This window comes from Pseudonocardia alaniniphila (genome assembly GCF_022524485.1).
GTDB lineage: Bacteria > Actinomycetota > Actinomycetes > Mycobacteriales > Pseudonocardiaceae > Pseudonocardia > Pseudonocardia alaniniphila.
In genome coordinates this window covers 80,483-95,221 of sequence record NZ_JAKXMK010000030.1, presented here as the reverse complement: position 1 = coordinate 95,221, position 14,739 = coordinate 80,483, and the positions used below count along the sequence as shown (strand labels likewise).

Below are 14,739 nucleotides of genomic sequence, written 5' to 3'. Positions count from 1 at the left end.
ATTCAGGCCAGACGCCGCAAAACCGCACCCAGCGTGGCGACCGCCTCCTCGATCTCCGAGACGGGGCGCGCGGCATAGCCCATGACGAGCCCGGGCGGCCCCGGGCGCTGGCGATGCCACGACAGCGGTTGCACCTTGATCCCCTGCGCGAGCGCCCCCGATGCGAGCTCCCTGTCGGGGACGTCGTCCTCGAAGGTGACGGTCAGATGCAGGCCGGCCGCGGCGCCGTGCACGGTGGCCCCCGGGAGCTGCGTCCTGATCGCGCGGATCATCGCATCGCGGCGGCGACGGTGGCGTCCGCGGAGCAGGCGCAGGTGGCGCTCCAGCTCGCCCGATTCCATCAGCCGGGCCAGCACCATCTGCGGTAGCACGGCGTTGCCGAGATCGGCGTTGCGCTTGGCCGCGACGAGGTCGTCCCGGTACTCGGACGGCGCGAGCAGCCAGCCGACGCGCAGCGCCGGAGCGAGCAGCTTCGAGACGCTCCCGGTGTAGAAGACCTGCCCGAGCATCGAGCGCAGCGCGGCGACCGGCGGGCGGTCGTACCGGTGCTCGGCGTCGTAGTCGTCCTCGACGACCAGCCCGCCGTCACCCGCCCACCGCATCAGCTCGCCGCGGCGCCCACCGTCGAGGACCACACCGGTCGGGAACTGGTGTGCCGGGGTGAGCAGAACCGCGGGGGCGCCGCCGTCGCGGAGGACGTCGACGCGCAGGCCGCCGCCGTCGACCTCGATCGGCGGGGTGTCGACGTTCCAGCTCTGCAGGTGCTGGCGGACCCCGAGGGACCCGGGATCCTCCACGGCGATCTCCGTGATGCCGCGCCGGCGCAGCACCTGCGCGATCAGGCCGAGCGCCTGGGTGACCCCGGCGACCACGACCACCTCGACAGGATCGACCCGGATCCCGCGGTTGCGCGCGAGCCACCGGGCCACGGCGAGACGCAGTACCGCACACCCCCGGGGATCGCCGTATCCGAAGTTCGCCGCCGACAGCTCGGCGAGCACGGATCGTTCCGCGCGCACCCAGGCCGACCGGGGAAAGGCCGCCAGGTCGGGGACGCCAGGCGTCAGGTCGATCCGGGCGGGCACGGCGCGCAGCGCATCGAAGATGTCCACGCCTGGTGGTGCCGCGAACAGCGCGGCAGGCGGGGCGGTGGGCTCCTCCGACAGGGCGTCGGTCGGGCACACCACGGGCGCCGCGACGACGACGGTGCCTGCGCGACCACGCCCGGCGACGTGCCCGTCCTCGGTGAGGCGCTGGTAGGCCTCGGTGACCACACCGCGCGAGACGTGAAGCTCGCTCGCGAGCACCCGCGTGGCCGGCAGCCTGCTTCCCAGCGGCACCCGCCCGTCGGCGATGGCCTCCCTCAGCTGGGCGGCCAGCCAGTCGGCCAGACCCCCGGCCGGGGCGCCGTCGACGTCGAGCTGGAGGAAGTCTGATCCCCGGCTTATGGTCCGGTTGTCCGGCTCACGTTTGGCCCTGCCCACAGGGCCATACTGGCATCAGGGTGACGGACATGGACACAACCACGCCGACCACCGGATATGTGCACGGGTACTCGACACATGAGGCCCGCCGGTTGAGCGACCAGGCCGACACGCTCGCCGAACTCCTGCACTCCGACACGTTCTTCCCGCCCGGCAGCCGCGTGCTGGAGGTCGGGTGCGGGGTCGGCGCGCAGACGGTGCACCTGGTGAGGTCGAGCCCGGACGCTCATCTCGTCGCCGTCGACATCTCGGAGGACTCGCTCGCGCAGGCCCGTGCCCGGGTGGCGGCGCGCGCCCCGGGGGCGACCGTGGAGTGGCACCGCGCCGACCTGTTCGACCTGCCGTTCGCCGACGCGGCGTTCGATCACCTCTTCCTCTGTTTCGTGCTCGAGCACCTGTCCGATCCGCGGCGCGCGCTGGCCGATCTCCGGCGTGTCCTGCGGCCCGGAGGAACCATCACCGTGATCGAGGGCGACCACGGGTCGGCGTTCTTCCACCCCGACAGCCTCTTCGCACGGGCGGTGATCGACTGCCAGGTCCAGCTACAGGCCGAGGCGGGTGGGAACGCGCTACTCGGCCGGCAGCTACAGCCCCTGCTGGAGGACGCCGGCTTCGTCGAGGCCGTGACCCGCCCCCGCACGGTCTACGCCGACCACACCCGCCCGGCCCTCGTCGAAGGCTTCATCCGCAACACCTTCACGGCGATGATGGAGTCGGTGCGCGATGCCGCCCTGGTCACCGGCCTCCTGGCCGCTCCCGCGTGGGACCGCGGCATCGCCGACCTGCGACGCACGGCAGAGCCCGACGGAACCTTCCACTACACGTTCTTCACGGCACGCGCGGTGAACCCACCGTCGTGCCCAGGAACACCAGCCGCGCAGGCAGGGAGATCGGGCCGTGGTTGACGAAGCTCGGCAGGTAGGGCTGCTGCTCATGGGGAAGCAGCAACTCGACGGACTCGATCCGCTCGATCAGGGCCTGCAGGACGACGCGGCTCTCCAGGCGCGCCAGTGACGCCCCGATGCACGCATGTGCGCCCTTGCCGAAGGCGAGGTGTGCGGAGCCGTTCCGCCGGTCCAGCACGAGGTGCGGGCATTGCTGCCACACCTGCGGGTCGCGATTGGCCGAGCCGTAGAACACCAGGAGGCGCGACCCGGCCGGCACCTCCACGCCACCGACGAGACTGTCGACCGTGACCAGCCGGTAGAAGCACTGGATCGGCGCTTCGAGCCGCAGGGACTCCTCGATGAACCGCCCGATCAGCCGCGGCTCGCGGCGCAGCTGATCGAAAAGGCCCGGCATGCGACCGAGGAGGGCCATGCTGCTGGCGAGGTGGTGGGTGGTGGTGATGTTGCCGGCGATCAGGAGCTCGATCACGAACCTCACGCACTCGCGCCGCGAGAGCTCCCCCTGGCGCTCGGCCTCGCCGATGAGCGACAGGACGTCCTCACCAGGCATGCCGTCGCGCTCGTCCAGCAGAGTGCCGATGTACTCGGTGAACGCGGCCTGCACTCGCTCGCGACGGGCGGCGTCTCCGGAGTGACCGCCCAGGGAGCTCGTGATCTCCTCCGACCACGCACGGAACCGGTCGACGTCGCGTTGCGGCACGCCGAGCACGAGGCTGATCACCCGGATCGGCAACAGGGCCGCGAGGTCCCGGACGAGATCGATGTCGGTGCGCCCCCGCAACCCGTCCACGAGCCGGGCACAGACCTCACTGATCTGCGGCTCCCACGCCGCCACCCGAGCGGGGGTGAAGACCCGGTTGACGATGGACCGCCGCCGGGCGTGCAGGGGGTCGTCGGACAGCAGCAGGAGCGGCCGCAGGCCCGTGTCGTCGTCCTCCGGGCGCACGGGCGGGTTACCGACGGTGTTGGCCGACGAGAACCGTTCGCCGTCGCGCAGCACCGCGACGACGTCGGCGTGCCGGCTGACCACGTAGGCGTCCACCTCGGGGGCATAGTGCACCCCGCGCTCCCGCATCCGCTCGTACGCCTCCGCTGGGCAGCGCAGCCCGTCCTGGTCGAGGGCGACAAGATCCGCCAGTTGCACGGCCACTCCTGTGAGGTCCGCGCGAAGGCCACTCCCCCGCACCCCGACGACTGTGATCGCCCGGGACGGGGTCGGGGAAGCATTTTCGGCAGAGAAGAACAGTCGTCGGGATTGCTCCGCAGGATGCGACAGGGCATTTAGTGTCCGCTCGTCTACGGCGGGCAGCTCGGCGAAGGGACACCCATGATCATCGACGTGCACGGCCACGTCAGCGCACCCAGCGAGCTCTACGCCTACAAGGCCGGCCTGCTCTCCCACCGTGGTGCGCACGGGCGTGGCGGCGCCGGCATCTCCGACGACCAGCTGCGGGCCGCTCTCGAAGCGCCCAACCCGAGTTTCGGCAACCAGTCCCACCTCGCCCACCTGGACGAGGCCGGCGTCGACCTGCAGCTGATCTCGCCACGGCCGTACCAGATGATGCACAGCGAGTCGCCCGCGAAACTCGTCGAGTGGTTCACCGAGGAGACCAACGACGTCATCGCCCGTGTCTGCGCGCTCGTGCCGGGCCGGTTCCGCGGGATCGCCGGACTTCCACAGAGCATGGAGCGCTCCCCAGCGGACTGGGTCGGTGAGCTGCGCCGCTGTGTCCAGGAGCTCGGCTTCGTCGGTGCGACGTTCAACCCGGACCCCTACGAGGGCACCCAGCAGCCGCCGAACCTCGGCGACAGGTTCTGGTACCCGGTGTGGGAGGCGCTGTGTGAGCTCGACGTCCCGGCGCTGATCCACTCGGCAGGCTGCCGCGCGCCCGCTCGCGAGACGTACTCACTGCATTTCATCCAGGAGGAGACGCTCGCCGTCGTCGGGCTGCTGAACTCCAGCGTCCTCACCGACTTCCCGGACCTGAAGATCATCGTGTCGCACGGCGGCGGCGCGATCCCCTACCAGCGCGGCCGGTTCCAGCCCGGGGCTCTGCGCGGGGGCGGCCGGTTCGAGGACCGGCTGCGCAGGCTGTACTACGACACCTGCCTCTACACCCAGGACTCCATCGAGCTGCTGCTGCGCGCCGTCGGCGTCGACCGTTGCCTGTTCGGCACGGAGAAGCCCGGCACCGGCTCGGTCCGCGATCCCGGGACCGGCCGCTGGATCGACGACATCCACCACCTGATCGCGGACATCGACTGGCTGACCGCGGGCGAGCGCAAGCAGCTCATGGAGACGAACGCACGCGAGCTGTTCCGGCTCTGAGAGGCGAGGGGAACATGGCCGAGATCGTGGTCGGCGTCGGGACCTCGCACGGTCCCCTGCTGAACACCCCGCCCGCGAGCTGGGGAGAGCGCGGCAAGGCGGACCGCGGCAACCCGGCGCTGGTCTACAAAGGGCAGGAACACACGTTCGCCGAGCTCGACCGGCTGCGTGGTGGTGGCACATTCGCCGGCGAGTGCCTGCCCGACGTCTGGCGCGACCGGCACGCCGCGTGCCGTCGGGCGATCCGCACTCTCGGCGACGTGGTGCGCGGCGCGGGGCTCGACGCGCTCGTGGTGGTGAGCAGCGACCACAAGGAGACCTTCGGCGACGAACTGCTCCCTGCGTTCGCGATCTATCACGGCGATACGGTCGAGCACGTGCCGTTCACGCAAGAGCACCTCGACGCGATGCCGCCGGGGCTGGCGATCGCCGAGGTGGCGAACGTCCCGGACGCCCCCGTCACGCGCACGTGCCATCCGGAGCTCGCTCAGCACCTCGTGAAGCACGTGGGGCAGGCGGGATTCGACCCGGCCGCGTCACGCGCGCTCCCGGCCGGACGCTACGGCGACCACGGGATCCCCCACGGCTGGGGCTTCGTCTACCAGCAGGTGCTCGACGGCAGCGGGGAGATCCCGTTCGTCCCTGTCTTCGTCAACACCTTCTGGGAGCCCAACCCGCCGACCGCAGCGCGGTGCTACGCGTTCGGGCGCGCGCTCGGCGCGGGCATCGCGGCCTTCTCCGGCGCGGATCGCGTGGGAGTCGTCGCCTCCGGTGGACTGAGCCACATGGTCGTGGACGAGGAGCTCGACCGGGCCTTCCTCGACGCCCTGCTCGAGGACGACTCCGGGTACATGACGCAGCTTCCCGACGCACTGCTGCGCTCGGGGACGTCCGAGCTGCGGAACTGGATCGTCGTGGCCGGCGCGATGTCGGGCACCGGTCTGCGTCCCGAGGTGGTGGAGTACCAGCCCTGCTACCGGACCGAGGCGGGAACGGGATGCGCGATGGGCTTCGTCACCTGGACCCGCGAACCGGCGGCCGCGTCGTGAGCGAGCCTGCGAGCGAACCATCAGACACAGCAGCTTTGCGAACGTGGCCGACGAGCGTCAGCGAGGAGGATGCGTGAGCGAGCCTGCGAGCGAACCATCAGACACAGCAGCGACGGGACGGAACTGAAGGTGGACCTCCTGGACCGGCTGCGGGCCCTGGACAGCTGCGCGGTGTCCGATGCGCTGGACACGCTGGGGCTGGCCGGAGCCACCACCGGCCTGCGGCCGCTGTGGCCGGTTCCGGGTGTCGTCGCAGGGTTCGTCCGGACCGTGCGCGCCGGCCCCCGCCCGTCGGAGGGACCCGCCGACCACATCGCCACCGCGGCGATCGAGGCGGCCCACGCCGACGACGTGCTGGTGATCGCGAACGCCGGGCGCACGGACGTCTCCTGCTGGGGCGGCATCCTGGCCGTCGCGGCGGAGGGACGTGGCCTGCGCGGAGTGGTGATCGACGGGGCGTGCCGCGACATCGCGGAGAGCGAGGAGCTCGCGTTCCCGGTGTTCGGCCGCGCTGTCGTGCCGGTGAGCGCGCGCGGCCGCATCGTCCAACTCGCGATGGACGAGCCCATCGACGTGGCCGGCATCCGCGTCCGCCCCGGTGACCTCGTTCTGGCCGACCGCAACGGCGTGGTGTTCGTCCCCCACGACCGCAGCGGGGACGTGATCGGCCTCGCGGAGCGGATCGTCGAGCGTGAGGCGGCGATGGTGGCCGCGGTCCGCGCCGGGCGCCCGGTCACCGACGTCATGCACGACTCGCGGTTCCCGTCGATCGAGTCCGAGGAGAGTGAGCGATGACCACTCCACCCACTCATCCCCTGGCCGGGTTCTCCACCGCCACGGTCTCCGACGCACTCGACCGCCTCGGGCTGCCCGGTAGCGCCTACGGGCTGCGCCCGCTCTCCGACACGTCGGCCCGGTTCTGGGGCCGTGCGTTCACCGTTCGATACGTGGCCGCAGGGGCCTCGCCCGGCACCGTCGGCGACTATCTCGACGACGTGTCCCCGGGAGAGGTCGTCGTGCTGGACAACGCCGGGCGCACGGACTGCACGGTCTGGGGCGACATCCTCACCACGATCGCGGCCGACCGGGGCGTCGCGGGCACCGTGATCGACGGGGTCTGCCGCGACGTGGCGCGGGCGCTCCAGCTCGGCTACCCCATCCACAGCCGGGGTCGATTCATGCGCACGGGCAAGGATCGCGTCGAGGTGTCCGACGTGGGCGGCCCGGTGTCGATCGGGGGCGTCCAGGTGAAGGCGGGCGACCTCGTGCTCGGTGATCCGGACGGGATCGTCGTCGTCCCCGCCGGTATGGAGGACGCGGTGCTGGGGACAGCCACGCTGATCGCGGCAGGCGAGGAGGCGATCCTGGCCGACGTCCTCGCCGGCAAATCGACGTTGGCACAGGCCAGGGTGCGCCACGGCTATCACCACATGCAGCGGCCGGACGAGCGGATGTGACCACCCACCGCCCCGGAGGTCGAGGCCCGTCATGCCGAACCCGATCAATCGACTGTCCTCGGTGGACAACGCCCTCCACCTGCTCAAACTCGTCGCCGAACGCGGACCGGTCCGGCTGTCCGACGCCGCGGACTCGCTCGGCGTCGCCCGTTCCACGGCCCACCGGCTGCTGTCCTCGCTGATGCAGCACGGGTTCGTCGTCCAGGACCGGCCCAACACCCCGTACCGGCCCGGCCCGGTGCTCGCCGAGCTCGGCTTCGCGGTGATCGGTCGCATCGACCTGCGCACCGTGGCGCGCCCTGCGCTCGAAGCCCTCAGGGAGGCCACGCACGAGACGGCGAGCCTGCTCGTGCTGGAGCGGGGCTGCGTGCGGTTCATCGACTGCGCGGAAGGCCGCCGCACCGTCCGGGTCGGCAGCCGCACCGGTGTTCTGCTCCCCGCCACGTGCACCGCCGGTGGCAAGTCGATCCTCGCCGCGCTGCCGACGGAGCAGCTCGCCCACCACCTGCCCGAGCTGGTCCTGCCGACTCCGACCCCGCATTCGTTGCGCACGTTCGACGAGCTCGGGACCGAGCTCGAGGAGATCAGGCGACGCGGGTACGCGATCAACCGCGAGCAGGCGGAGATCGGCATCAGCGCGGTCGGGGCATGCCTGCGGGACCGGATCGGCACGCCGATCGCCGCCCTCAACATCGCCGTTCCGTCGACCCGCATGACCGACGACGCGGCCGAACGCCGTTTCGCCGACGAGCTTCTCGCTGCGGTGGACGACGTCCACAGGCTGATCGAGCAGTCAGGCCCGTGATTCCTCCGCGCCGAACTCACCGCCCGGCGCGACTTTTTTCTTCCATGCGGAAACCATCCGGGGCGTCTTGCCGCTGAAAGGAAACCGTCCGTAGCTTGATCCGGGATTCCTCCCGTGTGGTGCTGCTCAAGGAGGAGCGATGACCGCGACGGAACCGCCTCGGGCAACTACGGCTCACGATCCCTTCGATCACCCACCCCGCTCGCGAACGGCGTCTCGCGCCACGCACGAGCATCTCGCAGCACCCGCATCCGCCGTGCTGCCGCCGTACGCGCTCGAGTCGGTGGACCGGGCCCTGCGCCTGCTCGCCCTGCTCCCCGAACAGCGGCAGCTGCGGGTCACCGACGTCAGCCGCGAGCTCGGCGTCGCCCCGTCCACCGCCCACCGACTGCTGTCGACGCTCGCCCACCGCGGGTTCGTCACGGCGGACGTGAACACCCGGACCTATCGGACCGGTCCGGCCTTCTGGGCCCTCACCACCGCGGCCCAGCCCGCAGACGATCTTTCCGTCCGGTTGCGCCCGCACCTCAGACGGCTCTCGGAATCCGTCGAGGAAACGATCACCTTGATCGTGCTGGACGGACTGTTCTGCCGATTCATCAGCGGCGTCCGCGGTGCGCGTCCCCTCCGCACCATCGTCCGGGTGGGCACGGTCCTGCCGTGTCACACCGTCTCGGGAGGAAAGGCCCTGCTGGCCGAGCTTCCTCCACGGAAGCTCCGGGCCCTGTTCGCCGGCCACCGGCTGCTGCCGATGACCCGGCGGAGCATCGCCACGCTCAACGAGCTCAGCGACGAACTGGAGACGGTGCGGGAGCTGGGCTACGCCACCAACGTCGGCGAGTCGGAGGACGGAATCACTGCCGTCGCCATGCCGGTCCGGCGCCCCGACGGCACGGCCCTCGCGGCGGTCGCTGTGTCCGCGCCCACCGCACGTATCGGCGCCGTGCCCACCCGCGCGCTGCTCGACCCGCTCCAGGAAGCCGTCTCCCGGATCGGCGAGGACCTGCTGGCCGACGCGGCTTCGCTGTGACGCCCTCCGCACGTCGGGACGCGCACGCCGGCTGAGAGGCCCGAAACCCGGCTTATTCGCGCCAGCGGAAAACAGGGTCCGATCCACCCGGGACTGTTCCGCCCGCGCATACGTTTCCTTCATCCCGCAACGCCGGATCCGCACGATCCTGCGCCGCGCCTCGATGTGGAGGAACCGCATGCCGGGCGGAACACCAGTGACCACCAGACCGCCGAACCGTGCCCGCCTCTCCGCGTTGCCGGCGCTGCGTCGCCGCGGTGCGCGGCCGCTGGCCTTCCTCGGAGCGGCCGCCCTGGGTCTCGTGATCCTCGTTCTCTTCGTCTACCCGGCCGTCATGGTCGTGGTCGGCGCATTCCGGACCTCCTCCCCCGGTTTCCCCGGCGAGTGGTCGTTACAGGGCTTCGTCGACGCCTACACCGAACCCGCCACCTACGAGCTGCTCTGGAACTCGACGGCCTACTCGTTCTCGGTGATGGTGATCTCGCTGGTCCTCGCCGTCTTCTTCGCCTGGGTGGTCACTCAGACGAACACGCCGGGACGCCGGTTCGTGACGCCGATGATGATCACGCTGATCACCCTGCCGTTCCTGTTCTTCGGGATCAGCTGGGCCATGCTCGGCAACTCGAGCACCGGCCTGCTCAACCAGATCCTGAGGCTGGTCGTCCCCGTCGAGGAGGGCCCGCTCGACGTGCGGTCCTGGCCCGGCATCGTGGCCGTCGCCGTCCTCAAGATCACGGCGATCAACTACATGCTCATGCTCGGCGTCTTCCGCACGCTGGACCCGGCGCTCCGGGAGGCCTCCCTGATGGCGGGCGTGAGCAGGACCGCGACGTTCTTCCGCATCGAGCTGCCGGTACTCGCGCCGGTGCTCCTCGCGCTCGCCCTCATGGGGTTCGTGCGTGGGCTCGAGTCGTTCGACGTGCCGCTCCTGCTGGGCGCCCCGGCGGGTATCGAGGTCTTCTCGACCCAGATCTACGACTACCTGCGCAACCACTTCCCTCCCGCGTACGCCCAGGCGAGCGCGTTGTCCGTGCTGGTGATGGCCATCATGGTCGTCCTGGTCGTCCTGATGTGGCGGTTCCTCGGCAGGCGGGACTTCACCACGCTCGGCGGCAAGGGCCAGCGCATCGAGCTCCTCGACCTCGGGCCCCGCAAGTACCTCTGCACCGCGGCCGTCGGCGCCTTCGCGCTCCTGGCCCTGGCCTTCCCGCTGGTGCAGCTGGTGCTCGGCTCCGTCCAGTCCGTGTTCGGCGTGCTGTCCTCCGGGCTCACCCTCGATCACTACCGCACGGTCCTCGGCGAGCCCGGGGTCATCTCCGCGCTGCAGAACACGGCGTTCGTCGTGGTCGTCGGCGGGTTCCTCGCGGTGGCGCTGGCCACGCTCATCGCCTACATCGTCCAGCGCGGCACGTCGAAGCTGCGGTGGGTGCTGGAGGGCGCGACGTGGCTGCCATGGGCGGTCCCGGGTGTCGTGCTCGGACTCGGGATGCTCTGGGCGTACCTCTCGGTCCCCGGGCTGCGCACGCTCTTCGCCTCGATCTGGCTGGTCATGCTCGGCCTCATCGTCGTGGCCACGCCGGTGGCCGTGCGGCTGGCCAACGCGGCGATCGCACAGGTGCACAAGCAGCTCGAGGAAGCCGCGCGCGTGCACGGGGCGGGCCGGCTGCGCGCCGTGATCGGGGTGGTCCTGCGTCTGATCCTGCCGAGCCTGCTGGCGGGGTGGCTGATCTGTGGTGTGGTGATGGCCGGCGAGCTGGCGGTGCCGGTGCTCCTCTCCGGACCGGGAAGCCAGACGGTCCCGGTCGTGCTGCTGGAGATGACCGAGTCCGGCCGCTCGTCCGAAGCGGCCGCCGTCTTCACGCTCATGCTGGCGGCGATGGCGGCGGTGCTGGTCCTCGCGCTCGCGGTGCGCGCGGTCGGCACCCGCGTGCTGCGCGCGCGGCCGGCACCGGCGGCGACCGCTGCCCCGACAGCCGAACCGTCCCCGCTCGCCGGGTCCGTTCCGACCGCTGCGCCGGCCAGGGAGCCGTCGCCTGCGGTGCCCCTCCGCACGGCGGCCGAAGGAGACTAGCTGTGGCGCAGATCGACATCGCCGGACTCACCAAGCGGTTCGACAGCGGCGCTGCCGCCGTCGACGACCTCGACCTCACCGTCCAGGACGGCGAGTTCCTCAGCCTCCTGGGGCCGAGCGGCTGCGGGAAGACCACGACCCTGCGTTGCGTGGCGGGCCTCGAGCGGCCGACGAGCGGGGAGATCCACTTCGACGGCGAGCCCATGGTGTCCCGCGGCGTGTTCGTGCCGCCGGAGAAGCGCAACATGGGGATGGTCTTCCAGAGCTACGCCCTGTGGCCCCACATGACCACTTTCGGCAACGTCGCCTATCCCTTGCGGCGGGCGCGCCTGGACGGCACCGCAGTGGCGGCCCGGGTCGCCGAGATGCTCGACGTGGTCGGGCTCGCCGAGTACGGAGGGCGGCTCCCGAGCAAGCTCAGCGGCGGGCAGCAACAGCGCGTCGCGCTCGCACGTGCGCTGGTCAACCGTCCCCAGGTGGTGCTCTACGACGAGCCGCTGTCCAACCTGGACAGCCTGCTGCGGTCCCAGATGCGCCGTGAGGTGCGAAGGCTGCACGACACGCTCGGCTCGACGTCGATCTACGTCACGCACGACCGCACGGAGGCCATGGCGCTCTCCGACCGCATCGCGGTGATGCAGGCCGGTGTCGTCCAGCAGATCGGCACTCCGCGGGAGATCTACACCTGCCCGGCCAACCGGTTCGTGGCCGACTTCATCGGGTTCGACAACCTCGTGGCGGCCGAGGTGGTCGCCTCGGACCGCGACGGCGCGCTGGTTCGGCTCGGCGGCGACGGTCCCCTCGTCCGGTGCGCGACCACCAGCGTGCGCCCGCCCGGCAGCATCGTGGAGCTCGCGGCGCGGGCCGGTGCGTTCCGGCTCGCCCCGGGCGTGCCTCAACCCGGGCTGTCGTTCCGCGCCCGGGTCAGCACGGTGACCTACCTCGGAGAGGACCTCGAGATCCAGGTGCAAGCGGGCGAGGTCGCGCTCCTTGCACGGATCCGCGACGCGGACGTCCGGGCCGCCACGCAGGGCACGGTCCCGGTCAGCGGTGACCAGGTGGACCTCAGCATCCGGCCGGAGGAGCTCGTGGAGATCGGCGCCTGAGCGCAGCTCGTGGCGAAGACAAGGCGCGACGGAGGAGACGGCGATGAAGTCGGCAGCGACGAAGCTGGGACGACGACGATCCCGCTGGTTCTTGGCAGCCGTGGCGGGGGCAGTCGGCCTCCTGCTCGCGGCGTGCGGTTCAGGAGGAGACACGGGAGGGGGCCGGCAGTCGGCGGTCGGAGCGCCGGTCCAGGAGCTGTACGCCGCGGCGCAGGCCGCGGGTGAGGACAAGGTCGTCGTCTACGGGATCAAGGGCAACGCCTGCTACGACCGGTTCTCGGAGCGCTTCCCGGGCATCACCGTGGAGTCGCAGTACATGGTCGGGGAAACCCAGGCCCGGCTCGAGCAGGAGCACGTCAGCGGTCAGAACGTCGGCGACGTCCTGCGCACCGGTTCCACGACGATGCTCGCCCTCACCAAGAGCGGGATCCTGACGCCGTTCACACCCGCGGACGTCCAGGGCATCCCGGAGGAGGCCTGGGGCCCGGACCACGCGTTCGTCGTCGACACCAGGCGCGTTGCCGGGATCGCCTACAACACGGCCCAGATCTCCCCGGACGAGGCCCCGAAGAGCTGGACCGACCTGGCCGACCCCCGGCTCAAGGGCAAGATCGTGATGCCGGACCCGACGGGCCCCGGGGCCGGACTCAGCATCCTGCAGGAGCTCCTGCAGACCGGCGGCGCCACCGACGACGCGTGGCTGGAGCGCTACGCCGCCAACGAACCGGCCCTGATCCAGGGCGTTCAGCCGGCCATCGAGGCGCTGCGCAGCGGCGAGTATGCGGTGATGATGGGCGGGCTGGACCAGATGACGGGACCGCCTCTCGCCGAGGGCTCCACCCTGAAGTGGGTGTTCCCCGTGACGGGTGCCTCGCCGGTCACCGGCCATTTCATCGGCGTCATCACGAACGCCCCGCACCCCAACGCGGCCCGGTTGCTGGAGAGCTGGCTGCTCAGCGAGGAGGGGCAGACCTGCCTCTCCCAGGAGGGGAACGAGTACCCGGTACGTGACGGCGTGCCCGGCCCGCCCGGCTTCCCCCCACTCGACGAGCTCGACGCCGTCACCCCGCCCCGGCCGGTCGACTACACCGAGCTGGAGCGTCAGCAGAAGTACCTCGAACAGTTCCAGACCGTCTTCGGGCGGTCCCGATGACACCGGCCACCGGCACGGGAGGACGCGCACATGCTTCGGCCTGAGGACAACAAGCTGATCACGGAGGTCGGGCCGGGGACCCCGATGGGCGAACTGTTCCGCCGCTTCTGGCTCCCGGTCGTGGCGAGCGAGGACATGGAGGATCCCGACGGCGCTCCGGTCCGGCTCCGGATCCTCGGTGAAGATCTGGTCGCGTTCCGCGACACCGACGGGAAGGTCGGCGTCCTGTCCGCCTACTGCCCCCACCGGCGGGCCAACCTGTTCTACGCCCGCAACGAGGAGGGCGGCCTGCGGTGCATCTACCACGGTTGGAAGTTCGACGTGACGGGCCGCTGCCTGCACATCCCGTCGGAACCGGCGCGCTCGAACTTCAAGGACAAGGTACGCGCCCCGGGATATCCCACGCAGGAGCGCGGAGGGCTCGTGTGGGCCTACATGGGGCCCCCGGACAAGCAGCCGGAGTTCCCCGAGTACGAGTGGGCCGACGTTCCGGCGAACCAACGCGTGATCAGCGCGAGCCTCGTCGAATGCAACTGGTTGCAGACGCTCGAGGGCGACATCGACACGGCGCATGTGTCGTTCCTGCACCGCACGCTCAATCCGGGCACCACGCTCAAGTGGGCGCGGTTCGTCGAGAACTTCACCGAGTACGTCACCAAGGACCGGTCGCCGTCGCTGACCGTGAAGAGCACCGACTACGGCTTCGTCTACGGCGGCAGGCGAGTCGGTGGTGAGGACGACTACTACTGGCGGTTCTCGCACTGGCTCGTGCCGTCCACATCGGAGACACCGGGGTCGGCCGAGCGCCCCGGGCGCATCGTCGTCCCGATCGACGACCACAACTCGATGTCGTTCTCCTTCGTCTGGCACCCGCACCGTGCACTCTCCGCAGAGGAGGCCATCGCGAACGGGCGGAACAACGGGCAGCCGCTGCATCCGTGGGAGCTCGCCGACGGGTATGTGATCGACACGCGCCGGTCCCCGCTCAACCGCGACAACGACTTCAAGATCGACCGACACGTGCAGCGGACCAAGCGGTTCAGCGGAATCCTCGGGACGCCGCCCGAGGAGGACCGGGCGATGACCGAGACGATGGAGCCGGTGCTCGACCGCAGCAAGGAACACCTCGGGACGAGCGACATCGCGATCATCGCGATGCGCCGGCGCCTGATCAAGATGGCCAGGGACCTCGCCGACGGGGTGGAGCCTGCCCTCGCCAAGCAAGCCTGGGCGTTCCGTACCCGGGGCTACGACGTGGTGTCGCAGCACGCCGAGTTCGAGGACGTGCTCGCGGAGCACATGTCCGAGCTGACGCCCGGTCGCGTGACGCCGGGATGAGCGTCCGCT

13 protein-coding genes are annotated in these 14,739 nt (G+C 70.8%); 11 read left to right on the top strand and 2 right to left on the bottom strand.

Annotated elements, in window-relative coordinates; genetic code table 11:
- Positions 1–2: 2 nt before the first annotated feature.
- Entirely contained in the window at positions 3–1,484 is a 1,482-nt protein-coding gene (gene pdxR, locus MMF94_RS30945; RefSeq protein ID WP_241040950.1) for a MocR-like pyridoxine biosynthesis transcription factor PdxR, read from the bottom strand.
- Positions 1,485–1,513: 29 nt separating this feature from the next.
- Between pdxR and MMF94_RS30940 the strand changes: the two genes are divergently transcribed.
- Positions 1,514–2,389, top strand: a complete 876-nt coding sequence (locus MMF94_RS30940) for an L-histidine N(alpha)-methyltransferase (protein ID WP_241040949.1) — start codon at positions 1,514–1,516, stop codon at positions 2,387–2,389.
- Here the strand turns inward: MMF94_RS30940 and MMF94_RS30935 are convergent.
- Positions 2,313–3,536: a cytochrome P450 gene (locus MMF94_RS30935; protein ID WP_241040948.1), complete on the bottom strand. Its 1,224-nt coding sequence runs from the start codon at positions 3,534–3,536 to the stop codon at positions 2,313–2,315. The two genes, MMF94_RS30940 and MMF94_RS30935, sit on opposite strands and share 77 nt — an antisense overlap.
- Before the next feature lie 183 nt (positions 3,537–3,719).
- Between MMF94_RS30935 and MMF94_RS30930 the strand changes: the two genes are divergently transcribed.
- The 10 genes from MMF94_RS30930 to MMF94_RS30885 all read left to right on the top strand — a co-directional run bounded on the left by MMF94_RS30930 (position 3,720) and on the right by MMF94_RS30885 (position 14,730).
- Complete coding sequence (locus tag MMF94_RS30930; protein WP_241040947.1) at positions 3,720–4,721, top strand: amidohydrolase family protein; 1,002 nt, start codon at positions 3,720–3,722, stop codon at positions 4,719–4,721.
- 14 nt (positions 4,722–4,735) lie between these two features.
- Positions 4,736–5,770, top strand: a complete 1,035-nt coding sequence (locus MMF94_RS30925) for a DODA-type extradiol aromatic ring-opening family dioxygenase (protein WP_241040946.1) — start codon at positions 4,736–4,738, stop codon at positions 5,768–5,770.
- A gap of 129 nt (positions 5,771–5,899) precedes the next feature.
- A complete protein-coding gene (locus MMF94_RS30920; RefSeq protein WP_241040945.1) occupies positions 5,900–6,565 on the top strand; it encodes an RraA family protein in 666 nt (221 codons plus the stop codon).
- Positions 6,562–7,227, top strand: coding sequence for an RraA family protein (locus MMF94_RS30915; protein WP_241040944.1), 666 nt, complete (start codon positions 6,562–6,564; stop codon positions 7,225–7,227). Before MMF94_RS30920 ends, MMF94_RS30915 begins: the two co-directional genes overlap by 4 nt.
- Positions 7,228–7,258: 31 nt before the next feature.
- On the top strand, positions 7,259–8,032 hold the full coding sequence (locus MMF94_RS30910; protein ID WP_241040943.1) for an IclR family transcriptional regulator: 774 nt from the start codon (positions 7,259–7,261) through the stop codon (positions 8,030–8,032).
- 139 nt (positions 8,033–8,171) lie between these two features.
- Complete coding sequence (locus tag MMF94_RS30905) at positions 8,172–9,062, top strand: IclR family transcriptional regulator (RefSeq protein ID WP_241040942.1); 891 nt, start codon at positions 8,172–8,174, stop codon at positions 9,060–9,062.
- A gap of 196 nt (positions 9,063–9,258) precedes the next feature.
- The gene (locus tag MMF94_RS30900; RefSeq protein WP_241040941.1) at positions 9,259–11,133 is read left to right on the top strand and encodes an ABC transporter permease; all 1,875 of its coding nucleotides are present in this window, start codon (positions 9,259–9,261) and stop codon (positions 11,131–11,133) included.
- 2 nt (positions 11,134–11,135) lie between these two features.
- Complete coding sequence (locus MMF94_RS30895) at positions 11,136–12,239, top strand: ABC transporter ATP-binding protein (RefSeq protein ID WP_241040940.1); 1,104 nt, start codon at positions 11,136–11,138, stop codon at positions 12,237–12,239.
- Between the two features lie 43 nt (positions 12,240–12,282).
- Positions 12,283–13,392 carry an ABC transporter substrate-binding protein gene (locus MMF94_RS30890; protein ID WP_241040939.1) on the top strand — a complete coding sequence of 370 codons (1,110 nt, stop codon included), beginning with the start codon at positions 12,283–12,285 and terminating at the stop codon, positions 13,390–13,392.
- 30 nt (positions 13,393–13,422) lie between these two features.
- The gene (locus MMF94_RS30885) at positions 13,423–14,730 is read left to right on the top strand and encodes a Rieske 2Fe-2S domain-containing protein (RefSeq protein WP_241040938.1); all 1,308 of its coding nucleotides are present in this window, start codon (positions 13,423–13,425) and stop codon (positions 14,728–14,730) included.
- Positions 14,731–14,739: the final 9 nt, after the last annotated feature.

Bases quoted from the DNA above. Each gene is read 5' to 3' on its own strand.
- MMF94_RS30940 (WP_241040949.1), top strand. From the start codon at position 1,514: ATGGACACAACCACGCCGACCACCGGATATGTGCACGGGTACTCGACA.
- MMF94_RS30930 (WP_241040947.1), top strand. From the start codon at position 3,720: ATGATCATCGACGTGCACGGCCACGTCAGCGCACCCAGCGAGCTCTAC.
- MMF94_RS30925 (WP_241040946.1), top strand. From the start codon at position 4,736: ATGGCCGAGATCGTGGTCGGCGTCGGGACCTCGCACGGTCCCCTGCTG.
- MMF94_RS30915 (WP_241040944.1), top strand. From the start codon at position 6,562: ATGACCACTCCACCCACTCATCCCCTGGCCGGGTTCTCCACCGCCACG.
- MMF94_RS30910 (WP_241040943.1), top strand. From the start codon at position 7,259: ATGCCGAACCCGATCAATCGACTGTCCTCGGTGGACAACGCCCTCCAC.
- MMF94_RS30905 (WP_241040942.1), top strand. From the start codon at position 8,172: ATGACCGCGACGGAACCGCCTCGGGCAACTACGGCTCACGATCCCTTC.
- MMF94_RS30890 (WP_241040939.1), top strand. From the start codon at position 12,283: ATGAAGTCGGCAGCGACGAAGCTGGGACGACGACGATCCCGCTGGTTC.
- MMF94_RS30885 (WP_241040938.1), top strand. From the start codon at position 13,423: ATGCTTCGGCCTGAGGACAACAAGCTGATCACGGAGGTCGGGCCGGGG.